General features: G+C 62.2%; 22 protein-coding genes. 10 read left to right on the plus strand and 12 right to left on the minus strand.

Features of this window, described 5'->3' with window-relative positions; genetic code table 11:
* The 4 genes from thiB to AB4136_RS00620 all read left to right on the plus strand — a co-directional run bounded on the left by thiB (nt 1) and on the right by AB4136_RS00620 (nt 5,153).
* Nucleotides 1-1,002 carry a thiamine ABC transporter substrate binding subunit gene (gene thiB, locus AB4136_RS00605; protein ID WP_024922963.1) on the plus strand — a complete coding sequence of 334 codons (1,002 nt, stop codon included), beginning with the start codon at nt 1-3 and terminating at the stop codon, nt 1,000-1,002.
* Nucleotides 978-2,651 (plus strand): thiamine/thiamine pyrophosphate ABC transporter permease, encoded by a 1,674-nt coding sequence (thiP, locus tag AB4136_RS00610; protein WP_051504817.1) that lies wholly within the window; start codon nt 978-980, stop codon nt 2,649-2,651. Before thiB ends, thiP begins: the two co-directional genes overlap by 25 nt.
* Nucleotides 2,648-3,391, plus strand: a complete 744-nt coding sequence (gene thiQ / locus AB4136_RS00615; protein ID WP_036254056.1) for a thiamine ABC transporter ATP-binding protein — start codon at nt 2,648-2,650, stop codon at nt 3,389-3,391. The genes thiP and thiQ overlap by 4 nt, the downstream gene beginning before the upstream one ends.
* 292 nt (nt 3,392-3,683) lie before the next feature.
* Nucleotides 3,684-5,153, plus strand: coding sequence for a M48 family metalloprotease (locus AB4136_RS00620; RefSeq protein WP_024922966.1), 1,470 nt, complete (start codon nt 3,684-3,686; stop codon nt 5,151-5,153).
* Between the two features lie 62 nt (nt 5,154-5,215).
* Here AB4136_RS00620 and AB4136_RS00625 read toward each other — a convergent pair whose 3' ends face one another.
* Nucleotides 5,216-5,602, minus strand: coding sequence for a MarR family winged helix-turn-helix transcriptional regulator (locus AB4136_RS00625; RefSeq protein ID WP_244431195.1), 387 nt, complete (start codon nt 5,600-5,602; stop codon nt 5,216-5,218).
* A gap of 164 nt (nt 5,603-5,766) precedes the next feature.
* Between AB4136_RS00625 and AB4136_RS00630 the strand changes: the two genes are divergently transcribed.
* Complete coding sequence (locus AB4136_RS00630; protein ID WP_024922968.1) at nt 5,767-6,174, plus strand: hypothetical protein; 408 nt, start codon at nt 5,767-5,769, stop codon at nt 6,172-6,174.
* Nucleotides 6,175-6,202: 28 nt separating this feature from the next.
* Here AB4136_RS00630 and AB4136_RS00635 read toward each other — a convergent pair whose 3' ends face one another.
* Nucleotides 6,203-7,060, minus strand: coding sequence for an RNA polymerase factor sigma-32 (locus AB4136_RS00635; protein WP_024922969.1), 858 nt, complete (start codon nt 7,058-7,060; stop codon nt 6,203-6,205).
* Nucleotides 7,061-7,351: 291 nt separating this feature from the next.
* On the opposite strand from AB4136_RS00635, the gene AB4136_RS00640 reads away from it, so the two are divergent.
* The 4 genes from AB4136_RS00640 (at nt 7,352) to msrB (ending at nt 10,272) form a co-directional block, all read left to right on the plus strand.
* The gene (locus AB4136_RS00640) at nt 7,352-8,125 is read left to right on the plus strand and encodes an amino acid ABC transporter substrate-binding protein (RefSeq protein ID WP_024922970.1); all 774 of its coding nucleotides are present in this window, start codon (nt 7,352-7,354) and stop codon (nt 8,123-8,125) included.
* A gap of 135 nt (nt 8,126-8,260) precedes the next feature.
* Complete coding sequence (locus AB4136_RS00645; protein ID WP_024922971.1) at nt 8,261-8,941, plus strand: amino acid ABC transporter permease; 681 nt, start codon at nt 8,261-8,263, stop codon at nt 8,939-8,941.
* A complete protein-coding gene (locus tag AB4136_RS00650; protein WP_024922972.1) occupies nt 8,938-9,708 on the plus strand; it encodes an amino acid ABC transporter ATP-binding protein in 771 nt (256 codons plus the stop codon). Before AB4136_RS00645 ends, AB4136_RS00650 begins: the two co-directional genes overlap by 4 nt.
* A gap of 162 nt (nt 9,709-9,870) precedes the next feature.
* Nucleotides 9,871-10,272: a peptide-methionine (R)-S-oxide reductase MsrB gene (gene msrB / locus AB4136_RS00655; protein ID WP_024922973.1), complete on the plus strand. Its 402-nt coding sequence runs from the start codon at nt 9,871-9,873 to the stop codon at nt 10,270-10,272.
* 182 nt (nt 10,273-10,454) lie between these two features.
* Here msrB and AB4136_RS00660 read toward each other — a convergent pair whose 3' ends face one another.
* From AB4136_RS00660 to AB4136_RS00700, 9 genes are all read right to left on the minus strand, one after another.
* Nucleotides 10,455-10,898: a hypothetical protein gene (locus tag AB4136_RS00660; protein ID WP_137900873.1), complete on the minus strand. Its 444-nt coding sequence runs from the start codon at nt 10,896-10,898 to the stop codon at nt 10,455-10,457.
* Nucleotides 10,899-10,966: 68 nt separating this feature from the next.
* Nucleotides 10,967-11,227, minus strand: coding sequence for a DUF2312 domain-containing protein (locus AB4136_RS00665; protein WP_024922975.1), 261 nt, complete (start codon nt 11,225-11,227; stop codon nt 10,967-10,969).
* Between the two features lie 124 nt (nt 11,228-11,351).
* Nucleotides 11,352-14,810: a pyruvate carboxylase gene (gene pyc / locus AB4136_RS00670; protein ID WP_137900872.1), complete on the minus strand. Its 3,459-nt coding sequence runs from the start codon at nt 14,808-14,810 to the stop codon at nt 11,352-11,354.
* Between the two features lie 290 nt (nt 14,811-15,100).
* A complete protein-coding gene (locus tag AB4136_RS00675; protein WP_024922977.1) occupies nt 15,101-16,216 on the minus strand; it encodes a branched-chain amino acid ABC transporter substrate-binding protein in 1,116 nt (371 codons plus the stop codon).
* Nucleotides 16,217-16,353: 137 nt separating this feature from the next.
* On the minus strand, nt 16,354-16,701 hold the full coding sequence (locus AB4136_RS00680; RefSeq protein WP_024922978.1) for a DUF6867 family protein: 348 nt from the start codon (nt 16,699-16,701) through the stop codon (nt 16,354-16,356).
* Nucleotides 16,702-16,719: 18 nt separating this feature from the next.
* The gene (locus tag AB4136_RS00685) at nt 16,720-17,448 is read right to left on the minus strand and encodes an ABC transporter ATP-binding protein (RefSeq protein WP_024922979.1); all 729 of its coding nucleotides are present in this window, start codon (nt 17,446-17,448) and stop codon (nt 16,720-16,722) included.
* Nucleotides 17,448-18,899 (minus strand): ATP-binding cassette domain-containing protein, encoded by a 1,452-nt coding sequence (locus AB4136_RS00690; protein ID WP_024922980.1) that lies wholly within the window; start codon nt 18,897-18,899, stop codon nt 17,448-17,450. The genes AB4136_RS00685 and AB4136_RS00690 overlap by 1 nt, the downstream gene beginning before the upstream one ends.
* Nucleotides 18,899-20,290 (minus strand): high-affinity branched-chain amino acid ABC transporter permease LivM, encoded by a 1,392-nt coding sequence (livM, locus tag AB4136_RS00695; protein WP_024922981.1) that lies wholly within the window; start codon nt 20,288-20,290, stop codon nt 18,899-18,901. Before livM ends, AB4136_RS00690 begins: the two co-directional genes overlap by 1 nt.
* A 4-nt stretch (nt 20,291-20,294) precedes the next feature.
* Nucleotides 20,295-21,197, minus strand: a complete 903-nt coding sequence (locus AB4136_RS00700; protein ID WP_024922982.1) for a branched-chain amino acid ABC transporter permease — start codon at nt 21,195-21,197, stop codon at nt 20,295-20,297.
* 815 nt (nt 21,198-22,012) lie between these two features.
* Between AB4136_RS00700 and AB4136_RS00705 the strand changes: the two genes are divergently transcribed.
* Nucleotides 22,013-22,684 carry a GntR family transcriptional regulator gene (locus AB4136_RS00705; RefSeq protein ID WP_024922983.1) on the plus strand — a complete coding sequence of 224 codons (672 nt, stop codon included), beginning with the start codon at nt 22,013-22,015 and terminating at the stop codon, nt 22,682-22,684.
* Between the two features lie 23 nt (nt 22,685-22,707).
* Here AB4136_RS00705 and AB4136_RS00710 read toward each other — a convergent pair whose 3' ends face one another.
* Nucleotides 22,708-23,025 carry a hypothetical protein gene (locus AB4136_RS00710; protein WP_024922984.1) on the minus strand — a complete coding sequence of 106 codons (318 nt, stop codon included), beginning with the start codon at nt 23,023-23,025 and terminating at the stop codon, nt 22,708-22,710.
* Between the last annotated feature and the right edge of the window lie 72 nt (nt 23,026-23,097).

Raw genomic sequence — 23,097 nt, forward strand, 5'->3', positions numbered from 1 at the left:
ATGCGCAAAATTCTGTCAGTCCTGATCCCGGCTCTCACCCTTGCTGCCGCCACACTGCCGGCCGCGGCCAAGGACAAGCTGACTATCTACACCTATGAGAGCTTCACCGCCGAATGGGGGCCAGGCCCGCAGGTGAAGAAGGCTTTCGAGGAAGAGTGTGGCTGCGAAGTCGATTTCGTCTCGGTTGCCGACGGCGTCGCCCTGCTCAACCGCGTCAAGCTGGAAGGTGCCGCGACCAAGGCCGACATCGTGCTTGGTCTCGACACCAATCTGACGGCCGACGCCAAGGCGAGCGGGCTGTTCGTCCCACACGGCACGATCGCAACGGTCGACGTGCCGGGCGGCTGGGCCGACGATACATTCGCGCCTTACGACTACGGCTATTTCGCCGTCGTCTATGACACCGAGAAGTTGAAGACGCCGCCGGCCAGCCTCAAGGAATTGGTCGAGGGCGATGCTTCGCAGAAAATCGCCATCCAGGACCCGCGCACCTCGACGCCGGGCCTCGGCTTGCTGTTGTGGGTAAAGGCCGTCTATGGCGACAAGGCGCCGGAGGCCTGGGCCAAGTTGAAGGGTCGCGTGCTCACGGTCACGCCGGGATGGAGCGAAGCCTACGGCCTGTTCACCAAGGGCGAAGCGCCGATGGTGCTTTCCTACACCACCTCGCCGGCCTACCACATGGTTGCCGAAAAGACCGACCGCTATCAGGCCGCTTCCTTCTCCGAAGGCCACTATCTGCAGATCGAAGTCGCCGGCATCACCACCACTGGCGCCAAGAACCCGCTGTCCCAGAAATTCATGGCCTTCATGACCGGCCCGAAGTTCCAGGACGTCGTTCCCGAAACCAATTGGATGTTCCCGGCCGGCAAGATGGACAAGCCTCTCAACCCGGCCTTCGACAAGCTGGTGAAGCCGGCCAAGACCTTGATCTTCAGCCCAGAAGAGGTTGCCAAGAACCGCAAGGCCTGGGTGGATGAATGGCTGTCCGTGATGAGCAAGTGAGGGCCACCATCATCCAGCCTCGCCAGGACGGAAGGCCTGCTGCCTTGCGCGATACGCGCGTTGTTGCCGGTGTCGTGGCACTCACCTTCATCACGCTGCTGATTGGAGGCGCCTTCTTAGGCCTCGTTGCCGAGGGCGCCGGCAATCTCTCCGGTGCCGCTTCGGCGTTCGATTCCTATCTTTTCCGCGTCGTGCGCTTCACAATATGGCAAGCGCTTTTGTCGACGCTTTTGTCGGTGGTTCCAGCGCTTTTCGTTGCAAGAGCGCTGTCGCGCCACCCGGCCTTTTTCGGACGCGGCCTCATCCTGCAGCTGTTTGCCGTACCGCTGGCCTTGCCGGCCATTGTCGCGGCGCTCGGCGTGCTGGCCCTCTATGGCCGCGCGGGCTATTTCGCTGGTCCGCTGACGGAAATGGGCGGGCAAGACTGGCCCGGCATCTACGGTCTTTCCGGCATTCTTGTCGCGCATGTCTTCTTCAACCTGCCATTGGCGACGCGCCTCTTCGTGGAGGCGCTGCAGACCATACCCACCGACCAGTGGCGGTTGGCCAGCCAGCTCGGTATGGGTGCGCGACCGGCCTTCCGGCTGATCGAATGGCCCGCGCTGAGCCGGGCCATGCCGGCCGTCGCCGGCCTGGTCTTCATGCTTTGCATCACATCTTTCACCATCGTCCTGCTGCTCGGCGGCGGCCCGCGCGCCACCACGCTGGAAGTGGCGATCTATCAGGCGCTGCGTTTCGACTTCGATCCGGCACGAGCGGTCGCGCTGACACTCTTGCAGATCGTCCTGACCTTCGTGGTGATGACATTGCTGGCCCGACTGGGAGCCAACACCGTCGGCGACGCCAATCTCTCGGTAGCGCCGCGGCGTTATCTGTCGATCGGCCTCGGAGAGGCCACGCTGAATTTTGTGATGATTGCAGCGGCATTGCTGTTCGTGGCCGGCCCGATGGCGGCGATCGTCGCCGCCGGTCTGGCGGCCGACCTTTCGCGCCTAGTTGGCGAAAACACCGTCCAACAGGCAGCGTTGACCAGCATCGTGCTGGCTTTCCTCTCGGCCCTGCTTTCGGTGGTTTTGTCCTTCTCGCTGGTTGCCGCGCGACGGGCCCTGGCCGGTCGCCGCAAGACCGGGCGCAGCTCCTTGCTTGAATACGCCGCCGATACCGGCGCCGGCTTCGTCCTGGTGGTCCCGCCCATCGTCATCGGCGCCGGCTGGTTTCTTCTCCTACGCCACGTCGGTGATTCCCTGGCTGTGGCGCCGCTCATGGTCGTCACCGTCAACGCGATCATGGCGATGCCTTTCGCTATTCGCGCGCTTCGTCCAGCCTATGATGCGACGAGCGAACGGCATGAGCGTCTTTGCGCGCAGCTGGGCATAACCGGTTGGAACCGGCTGCGACTGATCGACGGACCGGTGCTCAGGCGCCCGCTGGCCACCGCCTTCGCTTTTGCCATGGCGCTGTCGCTGGGCGATCTTGGCGTGATTGCCCTGTTCGGCTCGGATTCGCTCCAGACGCTGCCTTATCTTCTGCTTGCCCGCATGGGCAGCTACCGTACCGCCGACGCGGCAGGACTGGCGCTGCTGCTCGGCCTGGTCTGCTTCGTCCTGGTGCTCCTGGCCCACCGGCTCGGAAAGGAACGTGCCATATGATTGCCGAGGTTCTGGCTCGCAGCGGCGTTTCCGTGCGTCTGGATGAGACGACATTCGACTATGACGGGATGAAGCTCGACTTCGACCTCACCTTCGCTGCCGGTGAGATCACCGCCGTGATGGGCCCCAGCGGCTCGGGAAAATCGACATTGCTCAATCTCGTCGCCGGCTTCGAGGTGCCACTCACCGGTCGTGTGCTGATTGGAGGAGACGATTACACCAACGCATCTCCGTCGGAACGGCCGGTTTCGATGGTGTTCCAGGAAAACAATCTCTTCGCGCATCTCGACGTCGCTCAGAATGTCGGGCTTGGGCGATCGCCTTCGCTCACCCTCGACAAGGCTGACCATTCGACCGTCGCCGACGCGCTTGCCCGCACCGGTCTCGGCGGCAAGGAAAGGCGCCTGCCGCGCGAATTGTCGGGCGGCGAACGCCAGCGTGTCGCGCTGGCGCGCGCACTGGTGCGCGATCGCCCGGTTCTTCTGCTCGACGAGCCTTTCGCTTCTCTCGGACCAGCCCTGCGCGAGGAAATGCTGGATCTGGTTGCCGCCGTGCATGCCGAGCGGCCCATGACCATCCTGTTCGTCACCCATCAGCCGGAAGACGCGCGTCGCATCGCCAGGAACGTCGTTTTTCTGGAGGACGGCAGCGTCACGGCTTCCGGCACCGCCGCCGACTTCTTTTCCGCCGACGGACCGGCCGCCTTCCAACGTTATGCCGGCTCCAATGCCGGCAGATGAGCCGGCTTGGGAACGCGGTGGCCAATCCGAACAAGTCGTATTACACTCAAGATAGGAAAATTGTCGGGTGTTCTGTCGCGGAAATCTGGAACGCTTTTCGCGACTCGGGCATTTGTCTTGCCTGGAAGCCGACATAATTTGCGGTCAAACCGATTTGGGGGCGCGGCCGTCCTTGCTTGCCAATGTTTCTTGTGTGTGGCTAGGTTCACATACAACTGGTCAGGCTTAGATACCGATTGCCCCTGCGAGACGAGAGGAAGCCGACCTGCCGACCGGCCTGAAAATGATTGGCATGAAGAACCCGGCGCGCCTGTTCGCGCTGGCGGGGCTTGTGTTTGCGCTCGCCTCTTGCCAGTCGATCATGCCGAATTCCGTCGAGGAATCCGGCTTCCAACCGTCTAACAAGCCCGTCACCGTCGACAATGCCCAGGCCAACAGCCGCCTGGCGGATCTGGCCAAGGCGCAACACCCGCGCATCCTGGCCACCTATGGCGGCGAGTACTCCGACCCGAAGCTTGAGCGCATGGTGGCAAAAATCGTCGGCAGGCTGACTGTGGTCTCCGCCAACCCGACGCAGACCTATCGCATCACCATCCTCAACTCGCCCAACGTTAATGCCTTCGCACTGCCGGGCGGCTACCTCTACATCACGCGCGGCCTGCTTGCGCTTGCCAACGATTCCTCCGAACTTGCCGCGGTGATCGCGCACGAGATGGGACACGTGACGGCCAACCACGGCCTGCAACGGCAGCAGCTCGAGGCCGAGGAAGGTCTCGCCACCAAGGTTGTCTCCGACGTGCTCGGAGACAATGCGACGGCCAAGGCGGCGCTGATCCGCGGCAAGCTTAGGCTCGCCCAGTTCTCGCGCAACCAGGAGCTGGAAGCCGATGCCATCGGCATCAAGTCGGTGGGCGAAGCCGGCTACGACCCCTATGCGGCCGGCCGCTTCCTGCAGTCGATGTCCTCCTATGCCGGCTTCCGCTCCGTCAGCGGCGCCACCGACGCCAGCCTCGACTTCCTTGCCACTCACCCCAATACGCCGCAGCGCATCGATCTGGCGCAGCGTCACGCGCGCATGTTCGGTCCGCCCGGTTTCGGCACGCGCGATCGCGATTCCTATCTCGCCGGCATCGACGGGTTGCTCTACGGCGACACGCCGGAAGAAGGATATGTGCGTGGCAGCACCTTCCTGCACCCGAAACTCGGCGTCTCCTTCGCCGTGCCGGAAGGTTTCGTCATCGATAATTCCGCTGCGGCCGTTACCGCAACCGGGCCCGGCGACATAGCCGTTCGTTTCGACGGCGTGACGATCGACAAGGGTCTGTCCCTGCCTGACTACATCCGCAGCGGCTGGGTAGCGGGCCTCGACAGTGCCAGCGTCAGTCAACAGACGATCAACGGCAACGAGGCGGCCGTCGCCAAGGCGCACGCCGACGGCTGGCAGTTCGATATCGTGGTGATCCGCGCCAACGGCCAGGTTTACCGGCTGCTCACCGCCGCTCCGGCGGCCAGCGGCTCCCTCGAAACGGTCGCGCGCTCGGTGAGCGGCAGCTTCCGTGTCCTGAGCGCCGCGGAAAAGGCGGCGCTGAAGCCCCTGCGTATCCGCATTGTCACCGTGCAGGCGGGTCAGACCCTCGGCACCCTGTCGGCCCAGATGGTCGGCGTCGACCGCAAGCTCGACCTGTTCCGTGTGCTGAATGCCATGGGGCCCGGCGCCACTGTTTCGGCCGGCGACAAGGTCAAGATCGTCACCGACAGATAGGCCGGTCGCACTGCTTCTCCGGCCGGTGCCGACGCATCAAGGGTGCGCCCGGCAATCCGCGATCATCCGCCGTCCGGTTTGCCCTCGACATTGGAACGCAGCCGCGAAAAGACCGACCGCACCTTGTCGAGATCGTCCTGATCGAGCCCGGCGCGCAGTTGTCGGTCGAACGCCATCGCTGTTTCCCTAAGCTTGAGGAACAACGCCTCGCCGCTCGGCGTCAACTCGACCAGATGTATGCGGCGGTTTGCGGGATCGCGTCGACGAACCAGCAGCCCGTTCGCTTCCATGGCATTGAGGTGGTGGGTCAGCGTCGCATCCTGGATACCGACCGACTGCGCCAGCTCGCGCTGGTTTCCCGCTCCGCGCAACTTCACCGAGATCAGCACCGACCACACCGGCAAGGATCCGCCGCCGGCGATCAGCGCGTCATCGAAGGCGCGGCGCACGATCTTTGCGGTTTGGGCGAGGTCGAGGCCGATTGGCTGAACGGATGGATCGAACATTCATCGAGACTAGCACGGAAACCGATCACGTCTAATATATTGACATCTAATCATTAGATATCTACCTATAAACGCAACTTGGTGATTATCGTCGAAGAGGTGTCGAAATGCAGATCGTCTTCATGCTCGCGCTCGCCCTGCATGTGATGTCCGGCGTGTTCTGGGCCGGCTCCACCTTCGTGCTGTCGCGCATTGGCGACGGGCGCACGGCGATCGCCCTATTCGGACCGCAAATGGGGGCCGCCACTGCCGCCGTCCTGTCGGGCGCGGTTCTCTGGCACCTCTTTCATGGCAGCTATTTTGGCGCGCAGGAAAAGGTTCTTGCCGTCGGTGCTGTCGCGGCACTGATCGCGGCCGGGGTCCAGGGTGCATTGGTGGGCCGCGCCCGCCGTAACCTGGCCGCTGGCCGCGAGGCCGAGGCCGCGATCGCCGGACAGGCCATACGCGGCGAACGCCTCGCAGCAGGCCTGCTAGCGATCACCGTCATCGCCATGGCGATCGCGCGGGTGGTCTGAAATCTGGAAATCCAGTCTTGCCGACGTCTTAGGCCGCCAGGAACTCAGGGTTCTGCTTTACGAGAGCGACCTTGAGTTTCTCCATCGCACGGACCTCGATTTGCCGGACCCGCTCCTTGGAAATACCAAGCGTCGTGCCGAGCTCTTCCAGCGTCGCGCTGTCGTCGCCCAGCCGACGTTCCTCTATGATGCGCAACTCGCGGGCATTGAGCGCCCCAAGCGCCTGCTTGAGCCAGGCTGAACGGCGCTCGACATCGATCGCGTCGCTGACCACTTCGTCGGGCAACGGTTCGTCGGAAACCAGGAAATCCATACGCTCCGCGCCATTGCCATCGTCGGCCAACGGCATGTTGAGCGAACTGTCGGGTGCCGACAGCCGCGCATCCATCACGGCAACGTCGTTCTCCGACACACCAAGCGCCGTCGAAACCTGCAGATATAGCGCGCGATTGGACAGCGGCTCGGCCCCTGTCGCGAGCCGAGCGCGCAGACGCCGTAGATTGAAGAACAGTGCCTTCTGCGCCGAACTTGTGCCGCCGCGCACAATCGACCAATTGCGCAGGATGTAATCCTGCATCGAGGCGCGAACCCACCAGGTCGCATAGGTGGAGAAACGCACATCACGCTCGGGATCGAAGCGCGCCGCTGCTTCCAAGAGGCCGATATGGCCTTCCTGGATAAGGTCCGACACCGGCAACCCGAAATAGCGGAACTTGGCGGCCATCGCGATGACCAGCCGCATATGGGCGATGACGATCTGGTTCAGCGCATATTGGTCGTGAGCATCTTTCCAGCGCAGCGCCAGTTCATGCTCCGTATCCCGTTCCAGATAGGGAGCGGCCATCGCCGCCCGGACCATGATACGCCCTGCCCTGTCTTCAATCATTGTGATTTCCCCGTCTGCCCGTTGTGAGCCTGGCCGGGCGGACCGGTCGGCTTTGCGTCTGGAAGCGTGCACCAACGTGCCATGCCAGCAATGGTTCCCGAGAGCCTATGCCGCGACGAAACCGGCGCTCCTGCACGTCATCGGCATCCTCGGCTATGCTGGAAAAAAATTCTACACCATACCATACTTTGAAATTTCATTCCTTATTTCGGGACTAAGCTTCTGCCAAATTCCTCCACCTCTCGACAGGCCAGCCCGTGTCGCTGGCCGGAACTACAGGATCACAAAAAGATGAAATGGCTGAAATCGCTGCTCCTGGCTGGAACCCTGCAAGTTCTGGCCGTCACCGCTGGCCACGCCGGGGCTGACCTTGACCACATCAAGCAGACGGGCGTCTTCAAGATCGGCACCGAAGGCACCTACGCGCCTTTCACCTATCACGACGCCTCGGGCGCACTCGTCGGCTTCGACGTCGAGATCGGCCGCGAGATCGCGAAGCGCCTGGGCGTGAAGGCCGAATTCCTCGAAGGCAAATGGGACGGCCTGATCGCCGGCATCGACGCCAAGCGTTATGACGCCGTCATCAACCAGGTTGGCATCACCGAGGCACGCAAGGCGAAGTACGATTTCTCCGATCCCTACATCGCCTCGAAGGCGGTGCTCATCGTTCGCGATGACAATGCCGACATCAAGGACTTTGCCGACCTGAAGGGCAAGAAGTCTGCGCAGTCGCTCACCTCGAATTTCGGCAAGCTCGCCGAGAAGAACGGCGCCGAGCTCGTCGGCACCGACGGCTTCGATCAGTCGATCCAGCTCGTGCTGAACGGTCGTGCCGCAGCCACCATCAACGACAGCCTGTCCTTCTATGATTTCAAGAAGCACAAGCCGGACGCCAAGGTGAAGATCGTGGCGCAGGAAGCCAATGCCGACTATTCCGGCGTCATCGTGCGCAAGGGCGACGCCGATCTGGTGGCGGCGATCAACAAGGCGCTGACCGAGATCAAGGCGGACGGCACCTACAAGAAGATCTCCGAAACCTATTTCGGGCAGGACGTTTCCAAGTAAGACATCCTCCGCGCCGGACAGGCAGTCCGGTTCGTTCAGACATGGCGGCGTGCCGATGATGCGGCACGCCGCTTTTGTGTTTTCCGCGACCGTCTATGATGGCGGCACAAAGATCAGCCGAAGGGAGACCCGTTCGTGCCGTACTGGCTGCAATTGATGCTGGATTCGCTTGGTCCCCTTCTATGGGCGGGGCTTATCTTCACCATACCGCTCACCCTCCTGTCCTTCGTCCTGGGATTGGCTGTCGGCCTCGGCGCCGCCCTCGCGCGCCTTTTCGGACCGTGGCCGCTGGTGGCGATCGTTCGTTTTTATGTCTGGATCATTCGCGGCACGCCGCTGCTGGTTCAGCTCTTCCTCATTTTCTACGGCCTGCCCAGTCTGGGCATCGTGCTCGATGCCTTCCCGGCGGCCTTGATCGGCTTCACGCTCAACATCGGCGCCTATTCCTCCGAGATCATCCGCGCCGTCATCGGCTCGGTACCGCGCGGGCAATGGGAGGCGGCCTATTCCATCGGCATGAGCTGGAGCCAGGCAATGCGCCGCACCATCCTGCCCCAGGCCGGACGGGTGGCCGTGCCGCCGCTGTCGAACACCTTCATCTCGCTGGTCAAGGACACCTCGCTTGCCGCGGCAATCACCGTGCCGGAACTGTTTCAGTCGGCGCAGCGCATCGTTGCCGTCACCTATGAGCCGCTGATCCTTTATGTCGAGGCGGCCCTTATCTATCTCGCGATGAGTTCGGTCCTGTCGGCGCTGCAGGTGCGGCTCGAAGCGCGGCTCGGCCGCTATGGCGGTTTCCTGGAGGCACGGTCGTGATCGAACTTTCCAACCTCGAAAAGCGCTTCGGCGACAATGTCGTCCTGAAGGACATCAACGTCGCCATGTCCGAAGGCAGCGTCACCGCTCTGGTTGGCCCTTCGGGCGGCGGCAAGTCGACACTGCTGCGCTGCATCAACCTGCTTGAAATCCCGACCTCCGGGACCGTGCGCATCGGTGACGAGGCGCTCTCCTTCCGCCCGGGCGTCAAAGTGGCAACCCGGGATATCCAGAGGCTCCGGCGTCAGACCGGAATGGTGTTCCAGAACTTCCAGCTGTTTCCGCATTGCACGGCGATCGGCAATGTCATGGAAGGGCTGGTCACCGTGCTGAAATGGCCCGCCGACAAGGCACGGGCACGGGCGCTTTCGCTGCTGGAGAAAGTCGGCATGGCGCACAAGGCCGACGCCTGGCCAGCGACGCTTTCCGGCGGCCAGCAGCAGCGTGTCGCCATCGCCCGTGCCCTGGCGCCGTCGCCGCGCGTGCTTCTGTGCGACGAGCCGACGTCGGCGCTCGATCCGGAACTTGCCCAGGAAGTCGTCGACGTCCTTGGCCAGCTGGCCGTCGAGGGCACCACCATGGTCATGGCGACGCACGATCTGCGCCTCGCCTCGAAAGTAGCGCGCGAAGTGGTTTTCCTGGAGGCGGGCGTAGTCGTCGAGAAGGGGCCGGTCGATACGGTATTCCGCAACCCGCAGCATCAGCGCACAAAACGCTTCATCGCGACGCTGAGACAGGAACAGGAAGAGGCCGGCAGCGGGATCTGACCGTTTGGAGCCGTATCAGCGGTATCCGCCTGTCTCGCCAGCACCTGTCCGTATCGAGATATACGTCGAGGCTGTCGGCTGTGCAGACGCGTAACAAATGCCTATGTTTGGACGAACACCCGTTGCGACGAAAAACAAGCCGCAAAGGCAAGGAGATCATCCATGGACACCCGAACATTCCCGGTCACCCGCACTGACGCCGAATGGCGCGCGAAGCTGACGCCCGAGCAATATCAGGTCATGCGCCATCACGGCACGGAGCGGCCAGGCAGCTGCGCCCTGCTCTATGAGAAGCGCGCCGGCGCTTTCCACTGCGTCGGCTGCGACAGCCCGCTCTTCGAAGCCAAACTGAAATTCGAAAGCGGCACCGGCTGGCCGAGCTTCAACGACCCCGTTCCCGGTTCCGTCGAAACCACCGTCGACCGCAGCTACGGCATGGTGCGCACCGAGGTCCATTGCGCCACCTGCGGCAGTCATCTCGGTCATGTCTTCGAGGACGGTCCACCGCCGACGGGCCTGCGCTACTGCATCAACGGTGTCGCGCTGAATTTCAAACCGGCCTGACGAAGGAAGCGATCCGCTTTCAGCAGACCGCCATCACACGGCAAACCAGGACAGACAGATCTGTGGCCGGTTCAAGCCACCGTAACAAGAACAAGCCAGATGGCTGCGGCAAATTGATGAGCCACGGCGGCGAGACCGGAAGAACCCCATGGGAGGCCTGTCTTCAGCCGGGCGCGACATCCTCAAGCATCTTCGTTCAGCGCCTCCGCCACCGCCTGCTCGAAACGGCCGGCCTCGGTAACCAGCCAGTCCGCCATGGCCGGCCAATTGTCTTCGGCAAAGCAGTTCACCCGCCAGATGGCGTTGATGCCGAAGCCTTGCGCAGTTTGCTCCGGCCGCAGCTTGAGCCGCTCTTCGATCGTCGCGCGGTGGGGAGCGAGCCTGGTTTCGGTGTCGACTGCACCCAGCTTCTCGTTGCGCCCGAAGAAGACGCCGACGAGGTTCTGCTCGGGCGCGACATACATGGTGATGACAAGGCTGACCGGTGGCAGGCCTCGCTGCCAGAACCAGGGCCCGTGTCGGGATCGCCTCGGGCGCTCTTCGGGATGTCGTTCCTCGAACAGCGCCCAAAAGGCGCGGTGACGGAATTCACTCGCCCTGCGCGCACCGAAGTCAAATTCGCTCATCGAATTGACCCGCCGAACCTGGTGCGCCCCTCCGCCCTATGGCGAGGGACGCACTTTAAGAAATGACATCACACCATGCCGAGCGCGGCTTTGTAGAGATCGAGGATCGTTTCTTCTTCCTGCCGCTCCGCCTGGTCCTGCTTGCGCAGGCGCACCAGCGCGCGGATCGCCTTGGTGTCGAAGCCCGTACCCTTGGCTTCCGCATAGACGTCCTTGATGTCGTCGGCGATCGTCTTCTTCTCTTCCTCGAGCCGCTCGATGCGCTCGATGAGTGCCCGCAACTGGCCGGCGGCTACAGTCTGGCTGGTTTCGGTGATTTCATCGGCCATCTTGGTCTCCATTGGTTACCGCAGTCACGACTCGGGGAGCCGTCACCGGTTTTTCGCCGGGTTCGATGCCCGACCGGCCTTGGCAGGTCAAGGTCTGATTGTCAGCAATGCTCCTGGCGCAGCGTCAGCCGAACACCACCAGGAGATCCTTGGCGTCGATCTGGTCTCCGGTTCTGACCAGCACTTCCGCGATCACGCCGTCGCGCTCGGCATGCAGCGCCGTCTCCATCTTCATCGCCTCGATGGAAAGCAGCACATCGCCGGCCTTGACCGCCTGCCCGGCGGAAACGGCGAGTGTCGAGACCACGCCAGGCATCGGCGCCCCAACATGAGCCTCGTTGCCGGGTTCCGCCTTGCGGCGTGCCTTGCCGTTCGAGGCGCCATGGGCGCGGTCCGGAACCTTGACGCGGCGCGGCTGGCCGTTGAGCTCGAAGAACACGGTGACCATGCCCTTTTCGTCAACCTCGCCGACAGCCAGGCAACGGATGACCAGTGTCTTGCCCTTCTCGATGTCGACGAAAACCTCGTCTTCCGGCTTCATGCCGTAGAAATAGGTCGGCGTCGGTAACACGCTGACGGGACCATAGGTTTCCTGCGCGGCGGCGAAATCGGAGAACACCTTCGGATACATCAGCCAGGAAGCGAACTCGCTTTCTGATAGCTTGCGGCCGAGCTTGTCCTCGATCTGCTTGCGGTTTTTCTTCAGGTCTGCAGCCTTGAGCAACGAGCCCGGTCGCACGGTGATCGGTTGGTCGCCCTTCAGCGCTTTCTTCTGCAGAGCCTGCGGCCAGCCACCGGGCGACTGGCCGAGATCGCCGCGCAACATCGACACGACCGAATCCGGGAAGGCGATATCCTTGGCCGGGTTCTCGACATCGGCGACCGTCAGATCCTGGCTCACCATCATCAGCGCCATGTCGCCGACGACCTTGGATGACGGCGTCACCTTGACGATGTCACCGAACATCAGGTTCACGTCGTGATAGGCCTGCGCGACCTCGTGCCAGCGTGTCTCCAGGCCCAGCGAACGGGCCTGTTCCTTGAGATTGGTGAACTGGCCGCCTGGCATTTCGTGCAGATAGACTTCCGACGCCGGCCCCTTCAGGTCGCTTTCAAAGGCGGCGTACTGATTGCGCACCGCCTCCCAGTAGAACGAAATCTTGCGGATCCACTTCGGATCGAGACCGGGTTCGCGATCGGTGCCCTTCAGCGCTTCGACGATGGAACCGAGACAAGGCTGCGAGGTGTTGCCGGAGAAGGCGTCCATGGCCGCGTCGATGGCATCGACACCGGCCCCCACCGCCGCCAGAACCGTCGCGGCCGAGAGGCCGGACGTGTCATGCGTGTGGAAATGGATGGGCAGATCGGTCGCCTCGCGCAGTGACTTGAACAGCACCTGCGCCGCAGCGGGCTTCAAGAGGCCGGCCATGTCCTTGACGGCGATGATATGGGCGCCGGCCGCCTCCAGCTCCTTGGCTAGCCCGACATAGTAGTTGAGGCTGTATTTGGCCCGGTTCGGGTCGAGGATGTCGCCCGTGTAACACATGGCCGCTTCGATCAGCTTGCCTTCGGCGCCGACCGCGTCCATGGCGACACGCATGTTTTCGACCCAGTTCAGACAGTCGAAAACGCGGAAAAGGTCGATACCGCCTTCCGCGGCCTGCTTGACGAAGTGCTGCACGACATTGTCGGGATAGTTGGTGTAGCCGACGCCGTTGGCGCCGCGCAGCAACATCTGCAGCAGGATGTTCGGCGCTCTCTCGCGCACCAGGGACAGCCGCTCCCAGGGATCTTCGGTCAGGAAGCGCATGGCCACGTCGAAAGTGGCGCCGCCCCAGCACTCCAGCGACAGCAGTTGCGGCAATGCGCGCGCATAGGTGCCGGCGACGCGGGTGATGTCATGCGTGCGCATGCGCGTGGCGAGAAGCGACTGATGTCCGTCGCGCATCGTCGTGTCGGTGACGAGCACTTCCTTCTGCGCGCGCATCCACTTGGCGAAGCCTTCGGGGCCGAGCTTGTCGAGCTTCTGCTTCGAACCGTCGGGGATCGGCGCCGTGAACCAGGGAATGACCGGCGCGGCGGCATCCGGATTGGGCTTTGGCCGGCCGCGCGTCTCGGGATGGCCGTTCACGGTGACGTCGGCCAGATAGTTGAGCAGCTTGGTGGCTCGGTCCTGACGCTTGACCTGCGCGAACAGCTCCGGCGTCGAGTCGATGAACTTGGTCGTGTAGGAATTGTCGGCGAAGCTTGGATGATTGATGATCGCTTCGAGGAAGGTGAGATTGGTGGCCACGCCGCGGATGCGGAACTCACGCAGTGCGCGGTTCATGCGCGAGATCGCCTCGCCCGGCGTCGGCGCCCAGGCCGTCACCTTTTCAAGCAGCGGATCGTAAAAGCGAGTAATGACCGCGCCCGAATAGGCGGTGCCGCCATCGAGGCGAATGCCGAAGCCGGTGGCGCCGCGATATGCGGTGATACGGCCATAATCCGGAATGAAGTTCTGCTCGGGGTCTTCCGTGGTGATACGGCATTGCAGCGCGTGGCCGTTGAGCCTGATGTCTTTTTGCGCCGGAACACCCGAGCCCAGCGTGCCGATGGCGAAGCCGTCGAGGATGTGGATCTGCGCCTTGACGATGTCGATGCCGGTCACCTGTTCGGTGACGGTGTGCTCAACCTGGATGCGCGGATTGACCTCGATGAAGTAGAACTTGCCGGTATCGGCGTCCTGCAGGAATTCGACCGTACCCGCGCCGACATAACTGGTCTCGCCGGCGATCTTCAGCGCATAGCCGCAGAGTTCCTGCCGTAGCTCGCTGCTGAGATAAGGCGCCGGTGCACGCTCCACGACCTTCTGGTTGCGGCGCTGGATGGAACAGTCGCGTTCGAACAGATGAACCGCGTTGCCATGTGTATCGCCCAGCACCTGCACCTCGACATGGCGGGCGCGCTCGATAAGCTTTTCGAGATAGACTTCATCCTTGCCGAAAGCCGCCTTGGCCTCGCGCTTGCCTTCCATCACCTCGCGGGCCAGATCAGCCTCCGAACGGATGGCGCGCATGCCGCGCCCGCCGCCGCCCCAGGATGCCTTCAGCATCACGGGATAGCCGACCTGCGCGGCGAGCTTCTTCACCGTCTCCATGTCGTCGGGCAGGGGATCGGTAGCCGGCACCACGGGCACGCCGACCTCGACGGCAAGATTGCGGGCTGCCACCTTGTTGCCGAGCCGTCGCATCGTTTCCGGCTTCGGGCCGATGAAGGTGATGCCGTTTTCCGCGCAGGCATCGGCGAATTCCGGGCTTTCCGAGAGCAGGCCGTAGCCGGGGTGGATGGCATCAGCGCCGGACAGTTTGGCGACGCGGATCACTTCGTCGATCGACAGATAGCTTTCGATCGGTCCCATATCTTTCGTCAGCCATGGGCCGCGCCCGACCTGATAGCTCTCGTCGGCCTTGAAACGGTGCAGCGAATATTTGTCCTCCTCGGCCCAGATCGCCACCGTTTTGAGGCCCAGCTCGTTGGCCGCGCGAAACACGCGGATGGCGATCTCGGAACGATTGGCGACAAGGATCTTCGTGATTGCCAAGGGGGAATGCTCCAGCCAACGAGGGAAGAAAGGCGGGCGCATGATTAGCGTGAAAATGCTGCGGTGCAACCAAAATAAGCAGCCGATATCGACTGAACACGGATCAGGCAGTTGGGGTGCCGGGATTCACTAAGCCCACCGGAAATTCCGCGACGGCATGCGGCAAGGAACGGCGAAATAATCATCCGCCGGCAGCCAGCCGTCGGACGCCTTTATCGATGAACCCGAACCGGAAAAAGAAAATGCCCGGCGCATGGCGCCGGGCATCGTTGTAGCAAGTGGTCAGCTGTTTACTGCTGGAACCAGGAATACTTGCCGTCGTCCTTCTTCTTCCACTCGTACATGACGTAGCCGGGAAGCTTGGGATCGCCCTTTTCGTCATAGGAGAGCTCGCCGAGAACGGTCTTGAACGGACCCTTCTCGTGCATCGCCTTGGCGACTTCCTTGGGATCGTTCGACTTTGCGGCGGCGGCAGCCTGCGCGATCACCTGGGTGGCCGCATAGGAGTAGAGCGTATAGGCTTCCGGCTCGAAGCCCTGGGCGCGGAACTTGGCAACCAGTTCCTTGTTGCCCGGGTTGAGGCGCGGGTCCGGACCGAAGGTGTTGAGCGTGCCGGCAACCGCGTCGCCTGCGATGGCGGCGAGTTCGTCGGTGACGATGCCGTCGCCCGACATCAGCTTGGCCTTCAGGCCCTGGTCAGCCGACTGACGAATGATCAGGCCGGCTTCCGTGTGCAGGCCGCCCCAGTAGATCAGGGTCACACCGGCTTCCTTCATCTTGGCGATGAGAGCGGAGAAGTCCTTGTCGCCGACATTCACGCCTTCATACATGACATCCTTGACGCCAGCGGCATTCATGGCCTTCTTGGTTTCGTCAGCGAGGCCCTGACCATAGGGCGTCTTGTCATGGATGACGGCAACCTTGGCGTCCTTGAAGTTCTTGGCGATGTAATTGCCGGCAATGCTGCCCTGCTGGTCATCGCGGCCGCAGGTGCGGAACACGTTCCACAGACCGCGTTCGGTGAACTTCGGGTTGGTGGCCGCAGGCGTTACTTCAACGATACCGTTTTCGGCATAGACTTCGGAAGCCGGGATCGAGACGCCCGAGTTGAAGTGACCGACCACGAACTTGACGCCGTCGGCGACAAACTTGTTGGCCACGGAGATGCCCTGCTTCGGATCGGAGACGTCGTCGCCGACCGACAGCTTGATCTGTTCGCCATTGACGCCACCGGCGGCATTGATGTCGGCAACAGCCGCCTCGGCACCCTTCTGCAACTGCGCGCCAAAGGCGGCGTTGGGGCCGGTGATGGGGCCAGCGACGCCGATCAGCAAGTCAGCCCACGCGTTACCGCTGAACGCGACCAGCGCGGTCAGGGCAACGGCGGACAAAAGTGATTTTTTCATTGAAACGCTCCCATTTACCGGGTGGGCGATGATGATGTTTTCATGCGATGCCCACCCCGATCGCAGAAAACGTACTTTGCCCCTTTTTGGGGCCTTGTCACGCCGATTCTTCCCCGAAACGGCGTTAATCATGAACATCAACCTTTAGGCTTCCAACTCAACGGAGAAGCTCTTTCGTAGAGCCAGTTGTACTGTGTAACCATTTGGTTGGTGCGTGTGTATTGATAGCCGAGGAAGGCCAGAACCATCAGCACGATCGTGTCGACGATGTAATATTGCAGCGTGAACATCGTGCCCTCGAACAGCGCGTGATGGATGAAGCGCACGCCGATCCCAAGGCCCAGGATGTAGAAAAAGAGCATGAGCTTGGTGCGCCATGTCTGGGCGCAGGCCTTGCCGGTCATCCAGGCAGCCCAGCCGCCGAGGAGACAAGTGACGAAGAAGAACTGCCAGATGGAGGCTTCTTCATAAATAATACCTTGCATGATGAAGACCCCTTGAGCTCAGTGATGTCCGCCTTCGAGATAGGCGGCGCGCACTTCCGGATTGGCGAGAAGCTCCTTGCCGGTGCCGCTCATCGTGACATTGCCGTTGACCATGACGTAGCCGCGCGTGGCGAGCTTCAGCGCGCCGAAAGCGTTCTGTTCGACAAGGAACACGGTGAGACCCTGCGTGCGGTTGAGCTCGCGGATGGCGTCGAAGATCTGCTTGACGATCAGCGGCGCGAGGCCCAGCGACGGCTCGTCGAGCAGGAGCAGTTTCGGCCGCGCCATCAGCGCGCGCCCGATCGACAGCATCTGCTGTTCGCCACCGGAAAGCGTACCGCCACGCTGGCTGATGCGTTCCTTGAGCCGCGGGAACAACTGGAACACCTTCTCGACATCCTCGGCGTAGTGTTTGAGGTTGTCGAGGCCGGCGCCCATCTGCAGGTTTTCCATCACGGTCATGCGCGGGAAGATACGGCGTCCTTCCGGCGACTGCGCGATGCGAAGTCTGGCGATCTCGTGCGTCGGCATTTCAGTGATGTCGGTGCCGGCGAAAGTGATGGACCCCGTGCGCGCACGCGGCGCGCCGAAAATGGTCATCATCAGCGTCGACTTGCCGGCGCCGTTGGCGCCGATCAGCGCAACGATCTCGCCTTGGTTGACACTGACATTGACGCCGTTGAGCGCCCGAATGTTCCCATAATAAGTGTGGACGCCCTTGATATCGAGCAGCGGTGCACCAGCCATTATTTACGCCCTCCGCGCTTGCCTGCCGCGGGCTTTGCCGGCGCCGACGTGTGGCTTGTCGCAACCTTGCCAGCGTCGACGCGACGCGAGAACTCGGTTTCCTTCCCCTTTGCAAGCAGCTTGGCCTGACTGATCCACTCTTCGCGCGCAATGCGCCCGTCGAAGGCCAGATAGGCCTCGGCGGCTACGACATCCGCCTTCTTCCACGCCGCGATCTGATCGAAGTGGTAGATACCGTGATCGTTCAGCTTCTTCTCGTTGACCGAGCCGATGCCCTTGATGCGGGTGAGATTGTCCGCCTTGCCGCCACGCGGGGCGTCCAGTCGATTGGAAATGCCGGCTGTCGCTTTGGCCGCGCCGCCGGCTGTCTTGCTCGCCGCCGGCTTCGTCGAAGCCGCTTTTCGCGTGGCAGGTTTCCGCGCCGCGGCACTTGCTATCTGTGCCTCGACCAGCGCTGCCTTGGAAGCCCCCTTCGAAACGGTCACCCTCTCGCCGTCGTTGTGGTCGATCGTGTCGCTGATCGGGCCGGCGAGCATCGAGGCAGAGGTGCTGGGGCCGTGCGCAACATCCGGATGGCCATCCAGTCGCTCGAGGACGTTCTCGTCACCGACGTCGGTGAGCACTGTTTCCACTTCCTCGTCGTCGACGCCGAGATAGGCGGCGATGACCCTGGGATCGGACCGGACATGGGCCGGATCGCCATCGGAAATCTTGCGGCCGTATTCCAGGACGACGATGTGGTCGGAAATCTGCATGACCACCGACATGTCGTGCTCGATCAGCAGGATCGAGGTGCCCGTATTGTTCTTGATGTCCATCAGGAGTTCGTTGAGCGCCAGCGATTCCTTCGGATTGAGACCGGCTGCCGGCTCATCGAGACAGAGCAATTCCGGGCCCGTGCACATCGCTCGCGCGATCTCGAGCCGGCGCTGCGCGCCATAAGGAAGGTCGCCGGCCGGATCGTCGGCGCGATCCATCAGGTCGGCCTTCTCCAGCCAATGTTTGGCCAGTTCGACGGATTCAGCTGATGCCTTGCGATAACCGCCGAGCCCCACCAGGCCCATGATCGTGTAGCCGGAGGCCTTCATCAGCTTGTTGTGCTGCGCCACCAGGAGATTTTCCAGAAGCGTCATGCCCGAGAACAGGCGGATGTTCTGGAAGGTACGAGCCACCTTGGCCTTGGCGGTGATCTGGAAGTCGGGCATCCGCTCCAAGAGGAACTCCGAACCGCTCTCGCCGGTGAAGCGGATCATGCCTTCGGACGGCTTGTAGAAGCCGGTGATGCAATTGAACACCGTGGTCTTGCCGGCCCCGTTCGGGCCGATCAGCGCGGTAATCTCGCCGCGCCTGGCCTCGAAGGACAGGTCGCCGATGGCGACAAGTCCGCCGAACTTCATCGACAGGTGTTCGACTTGGAGAAGTGTCTTGTTCATGGGAGGGCTCGCGTTCATCAGCCGTGTCCTTCCTTGGTGAAGGAGCCTGAAACCGCTTTTCGTTCTCTCAGGAACGCTGTCGGTTCTCGACTGCCGACGAAGCCGCGTGGCTTCCACAACATGACGATGACCATGGCCATGCCGAACAGGAGCATACGGTAGAGCTCAGGCGTGAAGTCCGGCCCGAACAAAACCTTGAGGAAGTCCAGTTCACGCAGGATTTCGGTGCCGCCGATCATGACCGCCGCGGCGACCGCAATGCCGCTCAGCGAGCCCATGCCGCCCAGAACGACGATCGCCAGGATGATCGCCGATTCGATGAAGACGAAGGATTCCGGCGAGACGAATCCCTGGCGCGCCGCGAAGAACGCGCCGGCAAAGCCGCCGAACATGGCGCCCGTTGCAAAGGCGGTCAGCTTGGTGGTGGTGGTGTTGATGCCGAGCGAGCGGCAGGCGATCTCATCTTCGCGCAGGGCTTCCCAGGCGCGCCCCACCGGCATGCGCCTGAGCCGGATGGTGACGAAGGCGGTGAACAGCGCCAGTGCCAGGATGAGGTAGTAGAGGAAGATTTTGTAGTAGGCACCCGACTGGGCAATGCCCAGCACCTTGGAGATGTAGTTCGGGTCCGAGACGTTGAAGGTAAACAGGCCGAAGAACGACACTTTCGGAATGCCGGAAACGCCGGCGGAGCCGTTGGTGATGTCACGCCAGTTGATCAGCACCAGACGAATGATCTCACCGAAGGCAAGCGTCACGATGGCCAGATAGTCGCCGCGCAGACGCAGCACCGGGAAACCCAACAGCACACCCCAGAAGGCCGCCATGATCCCGGCTGCGGGCAGCAGGATCCAGAAAGACAGGCCGAAATGCGTGCCGAGCAGCGCGTAGGCGTAAGCGCCGACCGCGTAGAAGGCGACATAACCGAGGTCGAGCAGGCCGGCCAGGCCGACGACGATGTTCAGGCCCCAGGCCAGCATCACATAGATCAGGATCTGGATGCCGAAATTGTCCACCCATTTCAGCGATCCCTGGAAACCGACCAGCAGAACCACCACGACGGGATAGATCAGCAGAACGCCGATGCCGATGGAGTTGAAATTACGGCGAATGAAGCCCGGCTCGGCAACGGCCGCCGGCGCCTTGGCCTTTTCGGCCTTGGCGCGCTCCATGGCCGGCTGGACAAAGCCGACATAGAGGAAGCGCCCTAGTGCGGTGGCGAAGACCACGGCGGCGAGCAGCCCCCAACGCTGCAGCAGCACCAGTTCGTTGCGGATGTTCTGGTCGGTCCTCAGACCGATGAACAAAACGAACAGGCCAAACGCGACGAGGCCGGCATAGATCGCCTCGCGGAAGGCGCGAGCGAGCGGGTTCGCGACTTCGTCGCGAGTGTTGGACACGGTAACGGCCATGGACTCAGACCTTTTCGACTTCAGGCCGGCCGAGGATGCCGGAAGGCAGGAAGATCAGCACGATCGCCAGGATGGAGAAGGCGGCGACGTCCTTGTAATCGATGGAGAAATAGGCGGACCACATACTCTCGATGAAGCCGATGAGCAGGCCGCCGAGCACGGCACCGGGAAGCGAGCCGATGCCGCCGAGAACCGCAGCCGTGAAGGCTTTCACGCCCGGCACGAAGCCGTCGGAGAAGGACACGACGCCGTAATACATCAGGAACAGCGTGCCTGCGACAGCAGCCAGCGAGGCGCCCATGATGAAGGTGATCGAGATGGTGCGGTCGACGTCGACGCCGAGCAGCGCGGCCATCTTCCGATCTTGCTCGCAGGCGCGCTGAGCGCGGCCAAGTGCGGTGCGATTGACCAGATACCAGAACAGCGCCAGCAGCGCCGCGGTAACCACAACGATGATGATCTGCTTCAGCGAGATCGAGATGCCGGCAACGTTGTAGACTTCCGACACCATCGGCGGGATCGGCTTGTTGCGCGGGCCCTGGGTGACCTGCACGAAATTCGACAGGCCGATCGACATGCCGATGGCGGTGATCAGCGGAGCGAGGCGGAACGAGCCGCGCAGCGGGCGATAGGCGACCTTTTCGATCGTCCAGTTGTAGAGGCTGGTGAGCAGCATCGCCACGACCATCATCACCAGAAGGGCGATGACGACCGGCACGGAGCCGAAGGCCGCGCCCAGGATCAGAAAGACGATCAGGGCGGTGAACGCACCGACCATGAAAATGTCACCATGGGCGAAGTTGATCATGCCGATGATGCCGTAGACCATCGTGTAGCCGATCGCGATGAGCCCATAGATGGACCCGAGTGTCAGCCCGTTTACAAGCTGCTGGACGAAGTACTGCATATTACGGAGGCTCCCCTGAAACGTCGCCGGCCCGGACGCGTTTCTTCTCGTATTTCCCCTGGTCCCAAGACTTCAAACCTGGATTGCAATGGCGAATTATTCATCGCCCGGCGCGTGTTTTCAACGTGCCTTGCGATTGCCATTTTATCGTTGCCCGGTTCGTGGACTACTGCGGACCGTATCATTGGCACAAAGCAATGTCTTTGACGATTCCGAATTATTTTGCACCCCTTTTCGAAACTTTCGTCTTCAAAATCGGTTGATTAGACAGATTGTTGCACATTGGCGCCTAATCGTTTTTCCTCCTTCTTCACCGGCGAAACTGTTCCGGCCCCATACTTAACGATCAAACCGTTGCACGCGGTCTGTATATCGGCCCGGCGCGGATTCGCCGGCATGCGACACGTCCCTTGCCGCAACGCCGACCAGCCACGACTGGACGCGCCCGGTGCCATTGAACCGGCTTGCCTGTAGAAATTTAGAAGAAAAGACGGAGCTCTACCGGAGCTGCGCTTGCACAGCGTGGCATCGCCGATCGGACGCCCGGACATGACGCCCGTCGTCCTCAACATGCGCCCGCCGTCGCAAGAGGAGCGTTGTGCGGCCCCAGGCACATCGACCCGCCAGCGATACCGCATCGCCCAGCCGTCACCGCACAAACCAGTCGCGACGATCCTGCCCCAAGCACTGGCGATAACCCCTCCCACAAGGTTTTCCCCATCTGATATATCACTGATATATCTTGACGAAATTCCTTCTGTCAATTGGTTTGTCGGCTTGATATATCAAAAATATATCAATCGGATGATGCAGCCTTGAACACCGTCGAGCTTGAAACCGAGCGCGCTGAAACCGCTGAATCGGTCAGCGCGAAAGCCTATCACGCGCTCGAAAAAATGATCGTCACGCTCGAATTGGCACCCAGCAGTCTCACCACCGAACGGGCGCTCATCGAAAAATTGTCGCTCGGTCGCACCCCTGTCCGAGAGGCGATCCAGCGCCTTGCCTGGGAGGGGCTCATTTCTGTTCGCCCCCGCGCTGGTCTCGAAATCGCCCCCCTCCATGCGGGCGACTGGCTGAAAGTACTCGACGCGCGACGTGGCATCGAAATCATCCTCGCGCGCTCGGTCGCGCGTTTCGCCACGCCGGACATCGCCGCCCGTCTGCAAGCGACGGCGTTGGCCATGCATGACGCGGTCGTCACCAACGACGTCATCGGCTACCTCGAAGCAGACAAATCGCTCGATGAGGTGATGGCGGCGGCTACCGACAATCAATATGCTGCCAGGCTCGTCGCCCCCCTGCAGACGCACAGCCGTCGCTTCTGGTTCCGCTTCCAGAGCGGCACCGGCCTTGCCGAAGCCGCCGGCAATCATGTCACCTTGATCCGCGCCATCCTGGAACGAGACGAAGACGCCGCCGCCGCCGAAGCGGACCGGCTCATGGCGCTGCTTCGCCTGCACGCTCAGGCCGCCGCGATGCGGTGAATTCGTTCCGCCGCAGTGGCGGATCAGGCAGCGCGCCCTTTGCTGGCGACCGGAACCGTATTCTCCCAGCCATCGCCAGCCGCCACGATGCAGCTTCGGCCAGCAACATCGGTCACCAGCATCGTCCAGGTGCCGCTCGTCGACACATAGATCTCGACAATGACCGCTTGTCCGGCAAGACCATAGCCAGTCTGCCGCTCCTGGAAGAGCTGGCCAAGCCGGGTCACGACAAGATCGTGCGGTCCGCAGGCAACCTGAGCCTGCGCCGGAGCACTCGGCAGCGCCAGCAAGACGCCAACCAAGCCCATTCTGATCCATCGAAACGTGAAATAGCGTGCCATAAGGCACCTCCTTTGCCTGCGCATGCCGGCAAGGAGAGGCATATGGGCCGCCTCAGTGTGCCGGTACGCTCC

It is taken from the genome of Mesorhizobium sp. 2RAF21 (genome assembly GCF_052115345.1).
GTDB lineage: Bacteria > Pseudomonadota > Alphaproteobacteria > Rhizobiales > Rhizobiaceae > Mesorhizobium > Mesorhizobium terrae.

Bases quoted from the DNA above. Each gene is read 5' to 3' on its own strand.
- AB4136_RS00630 (WP_024922968.1), top strand. From the start codon at position 5,767: ATGCAGATCGTCTTCATGCTCGCGCTCGCCCTGCATGTGATGTCCGGC.
- AB4136_RS00620 (WP_024922966.1), top strand. From the start codon at position 3,684: ATGAAGAACCCGGCGCGCCTGTTCGCGCTGGCGGGGCTTGTGTTTGCG.
- thiB (WP_024922963.1), top strand. From the start codon at position 1: ATGCGCAAAATTCTGTCAGTCCTGATCCCGGCTCTCACCCTTGCTGCC.
- AB4136_RS00685 (WP_024922979.1), bottom strand. From the start codon at position 17,448: ATGGCTGGTGCACCGCTGCTCGATATCAAGGGCGTCCACACTTATTAT.
- AB4136_RS00700 (WP_024922982.1), bottom strand. From the start codon at position 21,197: ATGCAGTACTTCGTCCAGCAGCTTGTAAACGGGCTGACACTCGGGTCC.
- livM (WP_024922981.1), bottom strand. From the start codon at position 20,290: ATGGCCGTTACCGTGTCCAACACTCGCGACGAAGTCGCGAACCCGCTC.
- AB4136_RS00680 (WP_024922978.1), bottom strand. From the start codon at position 16,701: ATGCAAGGTATTATTTATGAAGAAGCCTCCATCTGGCAGTTCTTCTTC.
- thiP (WP_051504817.1), top strand. From the start codon at position 978: ATGGCTGTCCGTGATGAGCAAGTGAGGGCCACCATCATCCAGCCTCGC.
- AB4136_RS00665 (WP_024922975.1), bottom strand. From the start codon at position 11,227: ATGGCCGATGAAATCACCGAAACCAGCCAGACTGTAGCCGCCGGCCAG.
- msrB (WP_024922973.1), top strand. From the start codon at position 9,871: ATGGACACCCGAACATTCCCGGTCACCCGCACTGACGCCGAATGGCGC.
- AB4136_RS00710 (WP_024922984.1), bottom strand. From the start codon at position 23,025: ATGGCACGCTATTTCACGTTTCGATGGATCAGAATGGGCTTGGTTGGC.
- AB4136_RS00640 (WP_024922970.1), top strand. From the start codon at position 7,352: ATGAAATGGCTGAAATCGCTGCTCCTGGCTGGAACCCTGCAAGTTCTG.
- AB4136_RS00635 (WP_024922969.1), bottom strand. From the start codon at position 7,060: ATGATTGAAGACAGGGCAGGGCGTATCATGGTCCGGGCGGCGATGGCC.
- thiQ (WP_036254056.1), top strand. From the start codon at position 2,648: ATGATTGCCGAGGTTCTGGCTCGCAGCGGCGTTTCCGTGCGTCTGGAT.
- AB4136_RS00675 (WP_024922977.1), bottom strand. From the start codon at position 16,216: ATGAAAAAATCACTTTTGTCCGCCGTTGCCCTGACCGCGCTGGTCGCG.
- AB4136_RS00660 (WP_137900873.1), bottom strand. From the start codon at position 10,898: ATGAGCGAATTTGACTTCGGTGCGCGCAGGGCGAGTGAATTCCGTCAC.
- AB4136_RS00690 (WP_024922980.1), bottom strand. From the start codon at position 18,899: ATGAACGCGAGCCCTCCCATGAACAAGACACTTCTCCAAGTCGAACAC.